This is a genomic window from Pseudoalteromonas sp. NS-SX12 (assembly GCF_057367955.1).
Genome location: NZ_CM170634.1, coordinates 48,848 through 62,976 on the forward strand (window position 1 = coordinate 48,848; position 14,129 = coordinate 62,976).

Genomic DNA, 14,129 nt, shown 5'->3' on the forward strand with positions numbered 1-14,129 from the left:
AAAGCTCAAAAAATCGATGATTAATTGAGCTTTCAGGGTGAAATCTATACTAAACGTTTACTGAACAAGAAACCTTAACTTGCGCTTGCCTGCTCTGTATAAAACGCTGCTTTAGCTTCTGCCATCGCGATTAATGGCTCGCACGGTGTAAAATGCTTATTGTACTCTGCAAATGTTGCTAAGCGCGATGCTAAATGCCCTGCACCTAACGAATCCATGTAACTAAATGGACCGCCCAGGAACGGTGGGAAACCAATACCGAATATCGCACCAATGTCACCATCTCGTGCACTTGCAATAATGCCTTCATCTAAGCAGCGTGCCGCTTCGTTTAGCATTTGCGCAACACAACGCTCTGCAATTTCTTCTTTATTCAAGCGTGGATTTTTACTAACGCCAAGCAATTCATACACAGACTCATCGACTTTTTTATCTTTCTTATCGTAAACAAAAAAGCCTCGGCCACTTTTACGACCTAAGCGACCGGCATCAATTAAGCGTGAGAAAGCGTCTGGTGCTTTAAAACGCTCACCCAGCTCTTTTTCAAGAATTGGGGCGATTTTAGAGCCAATATCAATGCCTACTTCATCAAGTAGTGTCATTGGGCCTACTGGGAAACCAAACTCGACTAAGGCTTCGTCAATCTTTTCAATTGGCTCACCAGCAAGTAATAAGTTTGCCGCTTCGTTAACGTAAGGCGCTAAAATACGGTTTACATAAAAACCCGCTTTGTCCTTTACAACAATCGGTGTTTTACCTTGCTTGCGAGCAAAGTTTACAACGCGCGCAATGGTTTCTTTCGCTGTTTTCTCATGAGGAATAATTTCCACTAGTGGCATTTTTTCAACCGGTGAGAAATAGTGAAGACCAATTACATTTTCAGGACGCGCAGCATTTTCAGCAATTTGACCTATTGGCAGCGAAGATGTGTTCGACGCAAAGATTGTATTTTCATTACAATTTTCTTCGATATCTGCAACCATGCTTTGCTTCAGTTTTAAATCTTCAAATACCGCTTCAATAGCGATATCGGTATTTTCAAAACCAGCGTAATCAGTACCACCAGTGATGCGCGCCATTTGAAGCTGCAATTCAGCTTTAGATAAAATACGGCGCTTTTGCTTTTTGTTTAGAATTTTAAAGCTGTAGTTAAGTGCACCAGAAATGCCTTTTTGTGCAATGTCTTTCACACGTACACGGGCACCTGCTTTACATGCACTGACATGTGCAATACCAGCGCCCATTAAACCACCGCCTAACACAGCAACATTTTCTGTTGGCTGCGATTGCTCATTCCACTCTTTTTTCATTTCAGTGGTGGCAAAGAAAATACCACGAAGCGCTTTTGACTCTTTGCTCATTACCAGATCAGCAAAGCCTTGCGCTTCAATTTCATAGCCTTTAGCTGGTGCCATTTCAGCAGCAGCACGAATTGCTTTAATTATGGCAAATGGCGCTGGATAGTGACCGCCTGTTTTCTTCTCAACATTTTCAGTTGCTTTTTTGAAGATAATATTGCGACCAAATGGGTTCGACTCGAGTAATTGAGACACTTTACCAAGCTTAGGCTTAATGCTCTTACGCTTGCCTTTAACAGCAAATTTAAGCGCCACATCAAGTAATACACTATTAGGTACTACATCATCTACAAGGCCTGCTTTTTTAGCCTGTTTAGGATGCACTTGTTTACCTGTTAGTGTCCATTCAAGTGCTTTTTGAATACCTACCAATTTAGGTAAACGTTGCGTACCGCCACCACCAGGCAATAAGCCTAACTGCACTTCAGGCAGGCCTAACTTGGTATTGCTGGCATCACTGGCAACACGATAATCACACGCCAGTGCAAACTCTAAACCACCACCTAAGGTTGCACCATTCATTGCTGCAACGGTTGGGAAAGGTAGTTTTACTAAATCAGCAAATACGCTGTGACACGTTTGTGATAAATACAGCGCGTCATCACGGGTTTTCGCGTTATCCAGCATTTTAATATCAGCGCCTGCGATAAAGTTATCCGGCTTGCCGCTGATGAATACCATGCCTTTAATATTTTGCTTAACACCTTGTTTAATAACCGCATTAAGGTCATCAACAAAGCTGTCGCGCAGGGTATTCATTTTTTCCCCTGCTACGTCAATGGTGACAATCGCAATGTTGTCATCATTAACCTTAAAATCAAAAACTGAGTTCGCTTGTTCAGCTGTCATACTATGCTCCCTCTAAAACGAATGCCGCACCTAAACCACCTGCAGCACATGCTGTTGTTAATGCAAGGCCACCGCCACGACGATTTAATTCATTTAAGCTTTGTGTAATTAAACGTGCGCCTGTTGCTGCAAATGGGTGACCATAAGCAAGTGAACCACCGTTTACATTAAACTTATCCATATCGATTTCGCCAATCGCCTTAGAACGGCCTAACTTCTCTTGGGCAAATTTATCACAGCCAAACATCTTCATGTTAGCAAGTGCTTGAGCTGCGAATGCTTCGTGCATTTCAATTAAATCAAGATCTTGTAACGTGATGCCCGCTCTATCAAGCGCCATTGGCGTTGAGTGTGCAGGACCCATTAGCATATCTTCATGTACGTCAATCGCGCTAAACGCGAAGCTACGAATATAACCTAAAATTGGGTAACCAAGTGCTTTCGCTTTTGATTCGCTCATCATTAACACAGCTGCCGCACCATCAGTTAGTGGCGTTGCATTTGCAGCCGTTACCGAACCATGTTGACGGTCAAATACCGGACGTAATTTTGCGTAGCCTTCAACTGTTGAGTTTTCACGGATGTTGTTATCGCGATCTAAGAAACCTTTGTAAGGCGGCACATGTGCAGTCATTACTTCGTTGCTTAGTAAACCGTCATTCCAGGCTTTTGCCGCAAGCGAGTGTGAGCGATGCGCCATTGCATCTTGATCAGCACGGCTAATGTTATGAGTTTTTGCCATTTGCTCTGCGGTTTGCCCCATGGAAAGGCCCGTTGAATATTCAGCTACCGCAGGTGGTACTGGCAGTAAATCTTTGAAGCGCAATTTCGAAAGAATTTTAAATCGCTGACCAAAGGTACGCGCTTTATTTAAATCAACAAGGCTACCTGCTAATTTTTTACTTACGCCAATTGGTAAAACAGATGATGAATCCGCACCGCCAGCAATACCGACATTTACAGAACCGGCAATAATTGATTCCGCTACGTTGGCAACTGCTTGGAAACTAGTTGCACATGCACGTGACACAGAATACGCATCTACCGATACTGGCATGCCAGTACCCAGTACAATTTCACGCGCAATATTTGGCGCTTCTGGCATTTGAACAACCTGTCCGAAAACCAGCTGATCGATTTCATTTTTATCAAGATTCATGCGTTCAAGCATTTCATTTACAACCATTTTACCCATATCTAATGCAGGTACGTGGTGGAAGTAAGTAGCTTGTTTTGCAAATGGAGTTCTCAATCCGCTGACAACGGCAATTCGGTCGCCTTTTGTTGTTTTTAGTATATTTTGTTCAGACATAGGTTGTTCCTCTGGTTACAGGTCTGACCTGTTATCAAGTTTATTGATTCTAAACAAGGTATCTTTGTTTGCCAATAGCAAAGCGTAAGTTTTTGTCAACCACCCTTGCCGACTTCCCTTTGCTGTGATCGCGCAAAAAGTCTTCTGTCAGCCATCGCGTTAACCACAAGATTCATTGAATAACATTTAATCACAAATTAAAACAAAGGATTACGGGGGCTCTCTGTTTTTTCACCTAAATAAAAGTAACAATTTCCATATTACAAACACGTTAGATGGAGAGCGCTATGAAGCTAACTCAATACATAAAACTGGAGCTAGGCACGCAATGGACCGCTAACACGATTTCAGAACAAACCCAAGGTGCACTTAGCAAGCGTACGGCTAATAATTGGTACAATGGTGAAAAACGTCCCATTCTGGAACTGGTTATCGACGGTTTAAAATACCGCAAAATGCAAAGCGAACAAAACAGCAACGAAAGCGCCTAATGCGCAAATGTGTTGACATTACCACTGCAAAGCTGCATTTCCTATGCAGCTTTTTTTGAACTTTTTATTACTGCCACCATCTTAGCCTCTGTTGTTCTTGCCTCATAAAACAAATGCGAAGATCAACACACCTAATTTTTCCCGATACATTTATTAACGTAAGCCCTTGGCTTAACTAACAGCTTAAGTATAATCTAGCGGTTAAGAACTATTTAAGCCAATTAAAACAATAAGGATAGCGACTAACATGGCGGTATCAGCGTTTGTTCAGCTACAAAATTATTTAGACAGCCAAATCATTGGCCAACCAGAACTTACTCAAGCACTTTTACTAGCATTACTTGCTGATGGACACCTACTTGTTGAAGGTCCTCCAGGTCTTGCTAAAACCCGTGCAGTAAATGCGTTGGCAAAAGGTGTTGAAGGCAATTTCCAACGCGTACAATTTACCCCCGATTTATTGCCGGCAGATATCACAGGAACCGATATTTATCGCCAGCAAACCAGCGAATTTGTGTTTGAAGCAGGACCTTTGTTTCATAACCTTGTGCTCGCTGATGAAATTAACCGTGCGCCAGCAAAAGTTCAGTCAGCTCTATTAGAGGCCATGGCAGAAAGACAAATCACGGTAGGTAAAAAAACGTACCCACTGCCAGAGTTATTTCTTGTTATGGCAACGCAAAACCCGCTAGAGCAAGAAGGGACTTACCCGCTTCCAGAGGCACAACTTGACCGTTTTTTATTGCACCTAAGTATTGATTATCCAGACGCACAAAACGAGCTAGACATATTACGCCTAACACGCGGTGAAGCGCTGTCAGAAGAGCAAGTTAAAGCACCACAAATTTCGCAACAAACCTTGTTTGAATCGCGCAAGCAAGTGCTTTCACTGCATTTATCAGAACCACTTGAACGCTATCTTGTGCAGCTAATAATCGCAACACGCCAAGCTGAAAAGTTAAGCCCAGAATTAGGCCGCTGGATAGAATACGGCGCAAGTCCGCGCGCCACAATTGCGCTTGATCGCTGTGCCCGAGCGCATGCATGGCTCGCTGGTCGTGATTTTGTCGCACCTGAAGATATTCAAAGTGTATTTGCTAATGTGCTACGCCACCGCATTATTTTATCTTACGAAGCGCAAGCTGATGGCGTAAGCAAAGATGATGTACTCGCCGAGATAATCGCGCGCGTGGTAGCACCTTAATCCCATTATGAATACACAAACTGCACAACTCGCCGAACTGCAAAGCAATGGTGTGGAGCTCTCGCTCAATGAGTTGATGGCGTATCACAACAAAACCACCTTGCTTGAGCTAACGCCAAAACGCAAAGTGAAGCACCACAATGCGGGTCAATATCTTGCGCCACATAAAGGCCGAGGTATGGAATTTGCCGAAGTTAGGCATTATCAACCGGGTGATGATGTACGTGCCATCGACTGGCGTGTTACCGCTCGTACCGGAATTGCCCATACCAAGCTATTTCAGGAAGAAAAAGAACGCCCCGTTTTTATTTTGACCGACTTTAGCGACAGCATGATCTTTGGCTCTCAGTTGCTTTTAAAATCCGTGCAATCTGCACATTTGAGCGCACTGATTGCATGGAGTGCCGTTCAGCGCGGCGATCGCGTTGGCGGGTTAGTGTTTAATCATAATGCCCATTGGGAGCTAAAGCCCGCTTCACGTCAAAGTGCTGCATTAAAGCTGTTTCATAATTTACAGCTTGCCCACCAAGCAGCATTAAGCAGTAAACTCGACGGCGAATCGCAAACGCTAAATGATCAATTAAATCGTTTAGTACACTTAGCAAAACCAGGCTCCTTGGTGTATCTCATTTCGGATTTTCATCATTTAAGTGAAGATATGGCAAAGCAACTACTGTTATTAACCCGCCACTGTGAGTTAATTGCCTGCCCTATTTTTGATCCTATGGAACGTGCGCTGCCGAATGTTGGCGAGCAACTTTCACTAAAATCAGGTAATCGCCAAGCAAGTTTGCCGCTTGCTAATGCTAAATTTCGCGAAAGCTATGCGGCAAAAGCCAATGCCCAGCAAAATGCGCTTTATCAGCTATTACATAAGTCAGGGTTAGCGCTGATGCCTTTTAGTGCAGCGCAATCAATCACCGAACAATTAAAGGGATAATGATTTAATGGCGACACCAACATCTCCGTTAGATAATTTGCATGATGTTATCGCACCCGCGACAGTGCCTTGGTGGCCTCTTTCGCTGCCCGCTATAGCAATCATTGCAGTAGTCCTATTGCTACTCGTTATTGCCAGCTATGCAATTTACCAACGTCACTTACTCAATAAAGCTAAAAAACAAGCAATTAAAGAAAGTAAAGCATATCAATCTTGCAATTTAGATAATGTTCAGGCGTTGCATTTGTTATTGAAACGTCTTGTAAAACACTACTATGGTGCAGAAGCTGCCAGTCAAAGTGGTGAAAAATGGCTTGAGCTTGTCGCCGCAACATCAAAAACAACGCTCAGCAATGATCAGCTAATGCGCTTGTATCAAGCCGAAAGTAATGAACCACTTACCGATTTTCATAACAAGCTGACACAAGCTATTAATCGTTTTAAAGTAAAAGGAGCGATTAATGTTTGAGTTTGCTTGGCCATTTGCCTTTTTATTATTGCCACTGCCGTTTTTACTGCGTAAGTTACAAAAAAACAAACAAGTCGCAACCGTTAGAACAACGGCGCTTTACCATAACCCAGTAGTGCAAACCGGTAACATATCGCAACCAACACGTTTTTCACTTTGGCCTTGGCTTATTTGGGCATGTTTATGTGTTGCCCTCGCCCACCCTAAGTACTATGGCGAACCAATTCAGTTACCCAACGAAGGGCGAGAAATTATGCTGGCTGTCGATTTATCTACCTCAATGCGTGAGCAAGACATGCAATATCAGGGGCAGTACATTGACCGATTATCGGTAGTTAAAGCAGTACTTAATGAGTTTATTACTGCCCGCACTGGCGATCGACTAGGCCTTATTTTGTTTGCCGATACCGCTTTTTTACAAACGCCACTAACCCGCGACTTAACCACAGTAGCTAAAATGCTAGAAGAAGCGCAAATTGGCTTGGTGGGTCAAGCCACCGCAATCGGCGACGCACTCGGCCTTGCTGTAAAACGGTTTGCTTTAAAAGAAGACAGTAACCGCATACTTATTTTATTAACCGACGGACAAAATACCGCTGGTAATTTAAGCCCAGAAGAAGCGCTGATCCTCGCGAAGGATGCGGGAATCAAAGTATATACCGTTGGTGTAGGTGCCGACAGCCAATCAAACTTTTTTGGCTTTCAAATGCAGCGTGGCAGCGCATTAGATGAAGGCTTGTTAACTGAAATTGCACGTGATACCGGTGGCCAATACTTTCGCGCAACCGACGTGGCCAGTTTACAACGCATTTATCAAATGCTTGATCAGTTAGAACCCATTAGCGATAACAGTGAAACCGTAAGGCCACAAAAAGCGTTGTTTTATATTCCATTATTTATCGCAGTGCTACTGCTATTCACGCAAACATTAGTAAATAGTATTCGCAGTTTAACAACACGGAGTGGCGCATGACGTTAGAATTTATTCGCCCTGAAGCCTTTTACCTATTACCGTTAGTTGCCTTGGTAATGGCATTGCAGTTTATTAAAAAACGTAAACATATTAGCAATAGTCCCATCGCACCACACCTTGCACAATTTCTGTTAGATGGTGAAACCAAACAGAGCAAAACCAATTCTCTGTGGTTAAGCTTATTTTTGCTTGTCAGTGTTGTCGCACTTGCAGGACCGAGCTGGCAATCACAACCGTTACCAGTTTATCAAAGCAAACATGCACGCGTGCTAGTGATGGACATGTCTCGCTCAATGTACAGCCAAGACATAAAGCCAAACCGCTTAACACAAGCACGTTTTAAAACACTTACACTGACCGATATTTTGAAAGAAAGTGACTTAGCACTCGTGGCGTACAGTAACGATGCTTACACCATTTCTCCACTGACGTCAGATCACCAAACACTCGCCAACCTCATTCCGAGTTTAAGCCCAGAAATTATGCCTGTGCCGGGTAGCAACACCTTTGCTGGTATCAATTTAGCGGTCGAGTTACTGAACCAAGCAAGCGTGACCAATGGCGAGATTTATTGGATCACTGATGGTATTGATGATTTTGATGAAAGCCGTGACATTGAGAAACTATTAAATAAGCACAGTATCAAACTCAATATCTATGCGGTAGCAACCGAACAAGGCGCGCCAATTCAATTGCCAAACGAAGGTTTTTTAAAAGATAACTACGGGCAAATTGTCATTCCAAAAGCCAACTTTAGCCTATTACAACAACTTGCCTCAAATACGGGTGGTAAGTTTAATTACTATCAAGTAAGTGATGCCGATCTTGCGCTATTTAAGCCTACAAACACTAACCAAGAAGATGTGGTAAAGCGTGAGCAAACCAGCCAACAACCCATTGATGGCGGTATTTACTTAGTATTTTTACTTATTCCACTCGGTTTTATGATGTTAAAACACCAACCTAAATTTTTATTAGGCCTTTGCTGCCTATTTGTATTTAAACCAAGTGTCAGTTACGCATTGTCACTACCGAGTTGGTTATTAAATGACGAGCAAAAAGCGCATCAAGCGTATCAACAGCAAGATTATAAAGCCGCAAGTAACGCTAAGACTGCGAATTTATCAGGCTCTGCGCTTTACCAACAAGGTGATTTCGAAAACGCGCTCAAAAAGTTTAAGCAAGATGGCAGCGCACAGGGACTTTATAATCAAGGTAACGCGTTAGCAAAATTAAATCGTTTTGATGAAGCGATTGAGGCTTATGACAAAGCCTTAGCCCAGCAACCTGAATTTAAGCAAGCGCAAGAAAATAAAGCCTTATTAGAAGATTTGAAGCAACAGCAGCAAAATCAACAATCTCAAGATGGTGAAAACCAAGAGCAAGATAAACAGCAACAAGGCGACAATCAGCAACAACAAGACCAACAATCTGGCCAACAAAACCAGCAATCAAATGAGCAAAACCAGCAAAATGGTGAGCAATCTGAGTCTCAAGACCAGCAAAATCAAAATGGCGAAAAGAGCGAAGGTGAAAAGCAAGAAAATAACAATCAGCCGGATATGAAAGCTGAGAGTTCGCCTGAGCAACAAGAGCAACAAGAGCAAAAAGAACAACATGCTAACCCTTCAGATAAAGAGTCTGAACAACAGCCAGAGGGTGAAGCAGAGCAACAAGCCGAACAACAGCAACAAGCTGAGCAGCAAATGCCACAACAGCAGGCTACACCAGCGCCCGAGCTAACCCCAGAAGAAAAAGAGCAAGTCCAGATTATTAATCAGCTACTACGCAAAGTACCGGATGATCCGGCTATTTTGTTACGCAATAAAATGAAGTTAGAAAGTCAAAAAAGATATCGTCAACGCATCCAGCAGCAAGGAGTTGAGAAGTCATGGTAAGTCGCTTAGTTGTTTTAATTAGCCTTGTATTACTGCCTTGGCAAGCGATAGCAGCACTCACTGCTAGTGTTGATCGTAACCCAGTATTAGCCGGTGAATTCTTTAATTTGACAATTCGTGCTGAACAAAATGTAAAAGGTGAACAGCCCGATACCACACCACTCTTAAAAAACTTTGTAGTGGGTCCTACATCAGTGCGCAGCAACACCAGCATAATTAACGGCCAAGTAAATCACACCACACAGTGGCAAGTGGAATTAATGGCACGTAACCCTGGCACGTATGAAATACCCAGCTTTTCTGTTGCCAACATGCAATCTAATCCGCTTAGCGTTAAAGTCGTGCCATCATCAACCGCTGATAACCAAAGTAAAGATGTGTATATCGAAACAAGCATGCAAAGCGATACGTTATACGTGCAGCAAGCTGGCGTATATACCGTTAAGTTATTCCTTGCCAACGACTTAACTGAGGGGCAATTAGGCTCTCCAGAGCTTGAAACCGCTAATGTATCCCAGCTTGGTAAACAAAAAGAGAGTTACGAAATTATTGATGGCATTCGCTATTTAATTATTGAGCGTAATTACCTTATTCAACCGCAAAAAAGCGGTCAATACACTATTAAGTCGCCTTACTTTAAAGGCCGAATTCGCGACAATTACCGCACTCGTGCGGCAAGTGCTGTGGGTAAAGATATTCAGTTAAACATTAAACCTATTCCACAAAGTAGTTCTGGCAACTGGTTACCAAGTGAACTTGTGACCTTAAATGAAGAGTGGCAACCAGAAAAGCAGAGCTATCAAATTGGTGAACCAATCACCCGTACCATTACTGTTACGGCACTTGGCATAACTAAAGAGCAACTGCCTGAAATCAACTTGCCTACAATTAATGGCGTGCGCAGCTATTCAGACCAAGCGGAAAGCAATAACCTAGTACGAAATGGTAAAGTTATTTCACAAAAAGTTGAGTCATTTGCGCTTATGCCTCAAGCGCCGGGCAGTTATACTTTGCCTGAGGTTCGCGTACCTTGGTTTAACATTATTACCAACCGCACAGAGTACGCCACACTTCCTGAGCGCAAGTTAACTGTGGTTGGTGACCCTAACTTTGTGCAACCAGCCATCTCTGCGCCAATTCAGAACAATGCGTTACCTGAAAGTACGCAAACAAACACAGCGAATCAAACCACGTTTGAAACCCCATTTTACTATTGGCCGCTAGTTTTTCTTGGCTATGTATTGTGGTTAATCACCTTAGTTATTTGGTGGATAAAACGCAAACCGGCAACGCAAACCGGCAATAACGATGTAACGCCTAAGCAAAGCATAACCCCCTTGCCTGAACTCAAAGAAGCGTTAAAACAAAATAATCAACGCGCGTTTTATCATCAACTGGTAATGCTGTGTAAGCTACATACAGGCAGCGCAGATTTAACTAAACTCAACAATATGGTGAACAACTCGCAATTTGCTGAGTCGGTAAATCACTTACAAGCAAATTTATACGCCGGTAAAAATCACGCGGTCGACCTAAAGTTTATTTACCAGCAGATAAATAATTTAAATAAAAAAACCAAAAGCGAGAATGAGTTAACCCAACTCTATTAAAATAGTTTCAATGTTTGGAAAGAAAAAACAGCAACGTCAGGTCTTAATTGACATGGCTGATAAACAAAAACGATATGAAGCGTTAGTGAATGTGTATCACAAAGAGCTATATCGCTTCGCATACTGGTTAGCAGGTGACCCAACAGTTGCCGAAGACCTTGTGCAAGAAACTTTTTTGAGGGCTTGGCGCTCGCTTGATTCACTACTTGACCAGCAAGCAGCTAAAGCATGGTTAATCACGATTTTACGTCGTGAGAATGCGCGCCGTTTTGAGCGTAAACAATTTGATTACAGCGATGTTGAGCAAGATACGCTATGCGATACGCAAACCCTCGATATGGAACAAAACGCAGAGCGTTCACAGCTGCAAAAACGCATTATGCAACTCGATGAAGAGTACCGTGAACCCTTGCTTTTGCAAGTCGTGATGGGGTTTAGTGGTGATGAAATCGCATCCATTTTATCACTTAACAAAAACACCGTAATGACACGACTATTTCGTGCTCGCAACCAATTGAAAGACAATTTACAACCAAGTTTACAAAGGGGGATCAACAATGGATGAATTAGAATTACGACGTCGTTTATATGCTGATCCTAATACCAGCGACAAAGACGTGCTCGATGCGCTTGAGTCAGACCCAGATGCACACGCATTTAGTAACGAACTAAAAGCCCTTGATAACGACATTGAGCAAGCACTTAACATCCCCGTGCCAGAGAATCTCGCTGAGCGCTTGGTATTAAATCAGTCATTGCATGCGTTTCAAACTCAGCGTAAAAAAACACGTGTTCATTTAGCATTAGCAGCATCTGTGGCGTTTTTATTTGGCGTGTCGTTCACTTATTTAAATATGGGCGCACCGCTTAATTTAGAGCAACACGCACTTGCTCATGTTTACCATGAGCCTAGCTCGCTTACTAATGTAAATCACAACTTTAGTTTGCAAGAAGTAAATGCAAAGCTTGCCAGCTTTGGTGGTAATTTTAGCGAATTACCAAACCAAGTAAGCTACCTTACCTTTTGTGATTTTAAGGGGCAAAAAAGCCTGCATTTGGTATTTCAAACAGAGCAAGGCCCGATGACACTGTTTATTGTACCAAGCGACAATCAGTATCGTACCGAGTCTTACTTTTCGGACGAATCATTTGATGGTGCGACGTACCAAGGCCATAAAGCAAATCTCATTTTACTCGGTGAAAAAGGTCAAGCACTCTCGCCGTACAATGACAAATTGCAAAATTCACTGCAATGGCGCATTTAATAAAAAATCGAGTGTAACTTAAACAAAAAAACAGCAGGTATTAACCTGCTGTTTTTATTTGAGCTGGAAGCTAAACGTTATGCCAACGCAATTAGCAAAACGTTTAGCCCACTAGAATGATTAGCTATTTAAGTGAACCGCTATTAACCATAGGTATAACTTGCTTGTAAACCTAATTGTAAACCTAGGCCCCAGTAAGCAAGTAAGAACAAGGTCCAGCCAATCATAAAGGCTATTGAATATGGGATCATTAACGCGATTAATGTACCAATACCGGTATTCTTAACATACTTTTGACAGTACACCACCACTAGCGGGAAATAAGGCATTAACGGCGTGATAATATTCGAGCTTGAATCACCAATACGATAAGCCGCTTGTGTTAAGTCTGGCGAAATGCCCAACTGCATTAACATAGGTACGAAAATAGGCCCTAGCAGCGCCCATTTTGCACTACTTGATCCAACAAACAGGTTCACAAAACCAGTTAAGAAAATAATGCCCACCACAGTAACCGCACTTGGTAGCTGCATTGCTTTTAGTACTTCGGCACCTTCAATGGCGAGTAATGCACCCAGATTCGATTGCGAAAACGCAGCAATAAACAGCGCACAGAAAAATGCCATAACCACATAATACGCCATGCCATGCATTGCTTTGGTCATTGCATCTATCATGTCTTTACTTGATTTAAAGGTACCCACTACAAAACCGTAAACCGCCCCTGGGATCCAGAAAACCAAGAAAATAATCGGCACGATAGATTGCATTAATGGTGCTTTAAAATCAGTAAGTGAGCCTTCTTTACTACGAAGTGGAGAACTTTCGCCCCACGCAGCATAAGCAAGTAGCGCAAGGCCAGCAATCATGACAGCTGACGCAATATAAAAGCCTTTACGCTCGGTGTCATTAATTTGATCAAAGCTTGGTAAGTCATCTGTGTTACCATCAAGCTCAACCTTGTTTAGGCGCGGCTCGATAATTTTATCGGTGATATACCAGCCCAGAAGCACAATAAATAAACTCGACGCCGAAGTGAAATACCAGTTATTGAGCGGATTAACTTCAATAGTAGGGTCAATAATTTGCGCAGCACTTTGTGTGAAGCTTTGTAGTAACGGGTCGATACCCGATGGAATAAAGTTGGCGCTAAAACCACCACTTACACCAGCAAATGCAGCGGCAATACCAACTAATGGGTGACGCCCCATGGCATAAAATATAACACCCGCTAATGGAATTACTAATACATAACCTGCGTCAGTTGCTGTATGACTAACTATCGCAATTAAGATTACGCAAGGTGTTAATAGTGCCTTAGGTGTGCGTTTTAACATTAACTTTAGGCCAGTGTTAATGTAGCCCGAATGCTCGGCTACACCTACACCTAGCATTGCAACAAGTACAACACCGAGCGGCGCAAAGCCGGTGAATGTTTTAACCATATTCGCTAAAAAGGCGGCAAGGCTATCACCAGTAAGTAAGTTATTAACAACTATCGCTTCGCCGGTGCGTGGGTCGATTGCTGAAAACGTGTAATTTGAAAAAATTGCAGAAAGTACCCAAATCAATAACATTGAGAACAAAAATATCATTGCCGGATCTGGCAATTTATTTCCTACATACTCAATACCATTAAGAAATTTATCTATGGGTTTTACTTTTTGTGTCTGTGCATCAGCGTTACTCGATGACATGGTATTTCCCTAATAGTTATTATTCTTGCTAATTTATCATAAACGATGTGGCGATAAAGGAAA

General features: G+C 42.6%; 12 protein-coding genes. 9 read left to right on the top strand and 3 right to left on the bottom strand.

Features of this window, described 5'->3' with window-relative positions; all coding sequences use genetic code 11:
- Positions 1 to 74 precede the first annotated feature (74 nt).
- Together fadJ and fadI are read right to left on the bottom strand one after the other, a co-directional pair.
- Positions 75 to 2,207 carry a fatty acid oxidation complex subunit alpha FadJ gene (fadJ, locus tag AC2IOM_RS00275; RefSeq protein ID WP_486358752.1) on the bottom strand — a complete coding sequence of 711 codons (2,133 nt, stop codon included), beginning with the start codon at positions 2,205 to 2,207 and terminating at the stop codon, positions 75 to 77.
- A 1-nt stretch (position 2,208) separates the two neighbouring features.
- Positions 2,209 to 3,519: an acetyl-CoA C-acyltransferase FadI gene (fadI, locus tag AC2IOM_RS00280; protein ID WP_054978506.1), complete on the bottom strand. Its 1,311-nt coding sequence runs from the start codon at positions 3,517 to 3,519 to the stop codon at positions 2,209 to 2,211.
- Between the two features lie 287 nt (positions 3,520 to 3,806).
- Between fadI and AC2IOM_RS00285 the strand changes: the two genes are divergently transcribed.
- The 9 genes from AC2IOM_RS00285 (at position 3,807) to AC2IOM_RS00325 (ending at position 12,369) form a co-directional block, all read left to right on the top strand.
- Complete coding sequence (locus AC2IOM_RS00285; protein WP_010560689.1) at positions 3,807 to 4,010, top strand: hypothetical protein; 204 nt, start codon at positions 3,807 to 3,809, stop codon at positions 4,008 to 4,010.
- Positions 4,011 to 4,257: 247 nt separating this feature from the next.
- Positions 4,258 to 5,214 carry an AAA family ATPase gene (locus AC2IOM_RS00290; protein ID WP_100912943.1) on the top strand — a complete coding sequence of 319 codons (957 nt, stop codon included), beginning with the start codon at positions 4,258 to 4,260 and terminating at the stop codon, positions 5,212 to 5,214.
- Positions 5,215 to 5,221: 7 nt separating this feature from the next.
- On the top strand, positions 5,222 to 6,154 hold the full coding sequence (locus tag AC2IOM_RS00295) for a DUF58 domain-containing protein (protein WP_486358753.1): 933 nt from the start codon (positions 5,222 to 5,224) through the stop codon (positions 6,152 to 6,154).
- A gap of 7 nt (positions 6,155 to 6,161) precedes the next feature.
- The gene (locus tag AC2IOM_RS00300) at positions 6,162 to 6,623 is read left to right on the top strand and encodes a DUF4381 domain-containing protein (RefSeq protein ID WP_486358754.1); all 462 of its coding nucleotides are present in this window, start codon (positions 6,162 to 6,164) and stop codon (positions 6,621 to 6,623) included.
- Positions 6,616 to 7,596: a vWA domain-containing protein gene (locus AC2IOM_RS00305; RefSeq protein ID WP_100912941.1), complete on the top strand. Its 981-nt coding sequence runs from the start codon at positions 6,616 to 6,618 to the stop codon at positions 7,594 to 7,596. Before AC2IOM_RS00300 ends, AC2IOM_RS00305 begins: the two co-directional genes overlap by 8 nt.
- Positions 7,593 to 9,494, top strand: coding sequence for a vWA domain-containing protein (locus AC2IOM_RS00310; RefSeq protein ID WP_486358755.1), 1,902 nt, complete (start codon positions 7,593 to 7,595; stop codon positions 9,492 to 9,494). The genes AC2IOM_RS00305 and AC2IOM_RS00310 overlap by 4 nt, the downstream gene beginning before the upstream one ends.
- Positions 9,488 to 11,104, top strand: a complete 1,617-nt coding sequence (locus AC2IOM_RS00315) for a BatD family protein (RefSeq protein ID WP_486358756.1) — start codon at positions 9,488 to 9,490, stop codon at positions 11,102 to 11,104. The genes AC2IOM_RS00310 and AC2IOM_RS00315 overlap by 7 nt, the downstream gene beginning before the upstream one ends.
- Positions 11,105 to 11,156: 52 nt before the next feature.
- Positions 11,157 to 11,669 carry a sigma-70 family RNA polymerase sigma factor gene (locus AC2IOM_RS00320; RefSeq protein WP_233430493.1) on the top strand — a complete coding sequence of 171 codons (513 nt, stop codon included), beginning with the start codon at positions 11,157 to 11,159 and terminating at the stop codon, positions 11,667 to 11,669.
- Complete coding sequence (locus tag AC2IOM_RS00325) at positions 11,662 to 12,369, top strand: DUF3379 domain-containing protein (protein ID WP_486358757.1); 708 nt, start codon at positions 11,662 to 11,664, stop codon at positions 12,367 to 12,369. Before AC2IOM_RS00320 ends, AC2IOM_RS00325 begins: the two co-directional genes overlap by 8 nt.
- Positions 12,370 to 12,512: 143 nt before the next feature.
- Here the strand turns inward: AC2IOM_RS00325 and AC2IOM_RS00330 are convergent, their stop codons facing one another.
- Positions 12,513 to 14,066, bottom strand: coding sequence for an AbgT family transporter (locus AC2IOM_RS00330; RefSeq protein WP_486358758.1), 1,554 nt, complete (start codon positions 14,064 to 14,066; stop codon positions 12,513 to 12,515).
- Between the last annotated feature and the right edge of the window lie 63 nt (positions 14,067 to 14,129).

Excerpts from the sequence above, each read along its gene's own strand:
- fadJ (WP_486358752.1), bottom strand. The coding sequence starts at position 2,207 with ATGACAGCTGAACAAGCGAACTCAGTTTTTGATTTTAAGGTTAATGAT.
- fadI (WP_054978506.1), bottom strand. The coding sequence starts at position 3,519 with ATGTCTGAACAAAATATACTAAAAACAACAAAAGGCGACCGAATTGCC.
- AC2IOM_RS00285 (WP_010560689.1), top strand. The coding sequence starts at position 3,807 with ATGAAGCTAACTCAATACATAAAACTGGAGCTAGGCACGCAATGGACC.
- AC2IOM_RS00290 (WP_100912943.1), top strand. The coding sequence starts at position 4,258 with ATGGCGGTATCAGCGTTTGTTCAGCTACAAAATTATTTAGACAGCCAA.
- AC2IOM_RS00295 (WP_486358753.1), top strand. The coding sequence starts at position 5,222 with ATGAATACACAAACTGCACAACTCGCCGAACTGCAAAGCAATGGTGTG.
- AC2IOM_RS00300 (WP_486358754.1), top strand. The coding sequence starts at position 6,162 with ATGGCGACACCAACATCTCCGTTAGATAATTTGCATGATGTTATCGCA.
- AC2IOM_RS00305 (WP_100912941.1), top strand. The coding sequence starts at position 6,616 with ATGTTTGAGTTTGCTTGGCCATTTGCCTTTTTATTATTGCCACTGCCG.
- AC2IOM_RS00310 (WP_486358755.1), top strand. The coding sequence starts at position 7,593 with ATGACGTTAGAATTTATTCGCCCTGAAGCCTTTTACCTATTACCGTTA.
- AC2IOM_RS00315 (WP_486358756.1), top strand. The coding sequence starts at position 9,488 with ATGGTAAGTCGCTTAGTTGTTTTAATTAGCCTTGTATTACTGCCTTGG.
- AC2IOM_RS00320 (WP_233430493.1), top strand. The coding sequence starts at position 11,157 with ATGGCTGATAAACAAAAACGATATGAAGCGTTAGTGAATGTGTATCAC.
- AC2IOM_RS00325 (WP_486358757.1), top strand. The coding sequence starts at position 11,662 with ATGGATGAATTAGAATTACGACGTCGTTTATATGCTGATCCTAATACC.
- AC2IOM_RS00330 (WP_486358758.1), bottom strand. The coding sequence starts at position 14,066 with ATGTCATCGAGTAACGCTGATGCACAGACACAAAAAGTAAAACCCATA.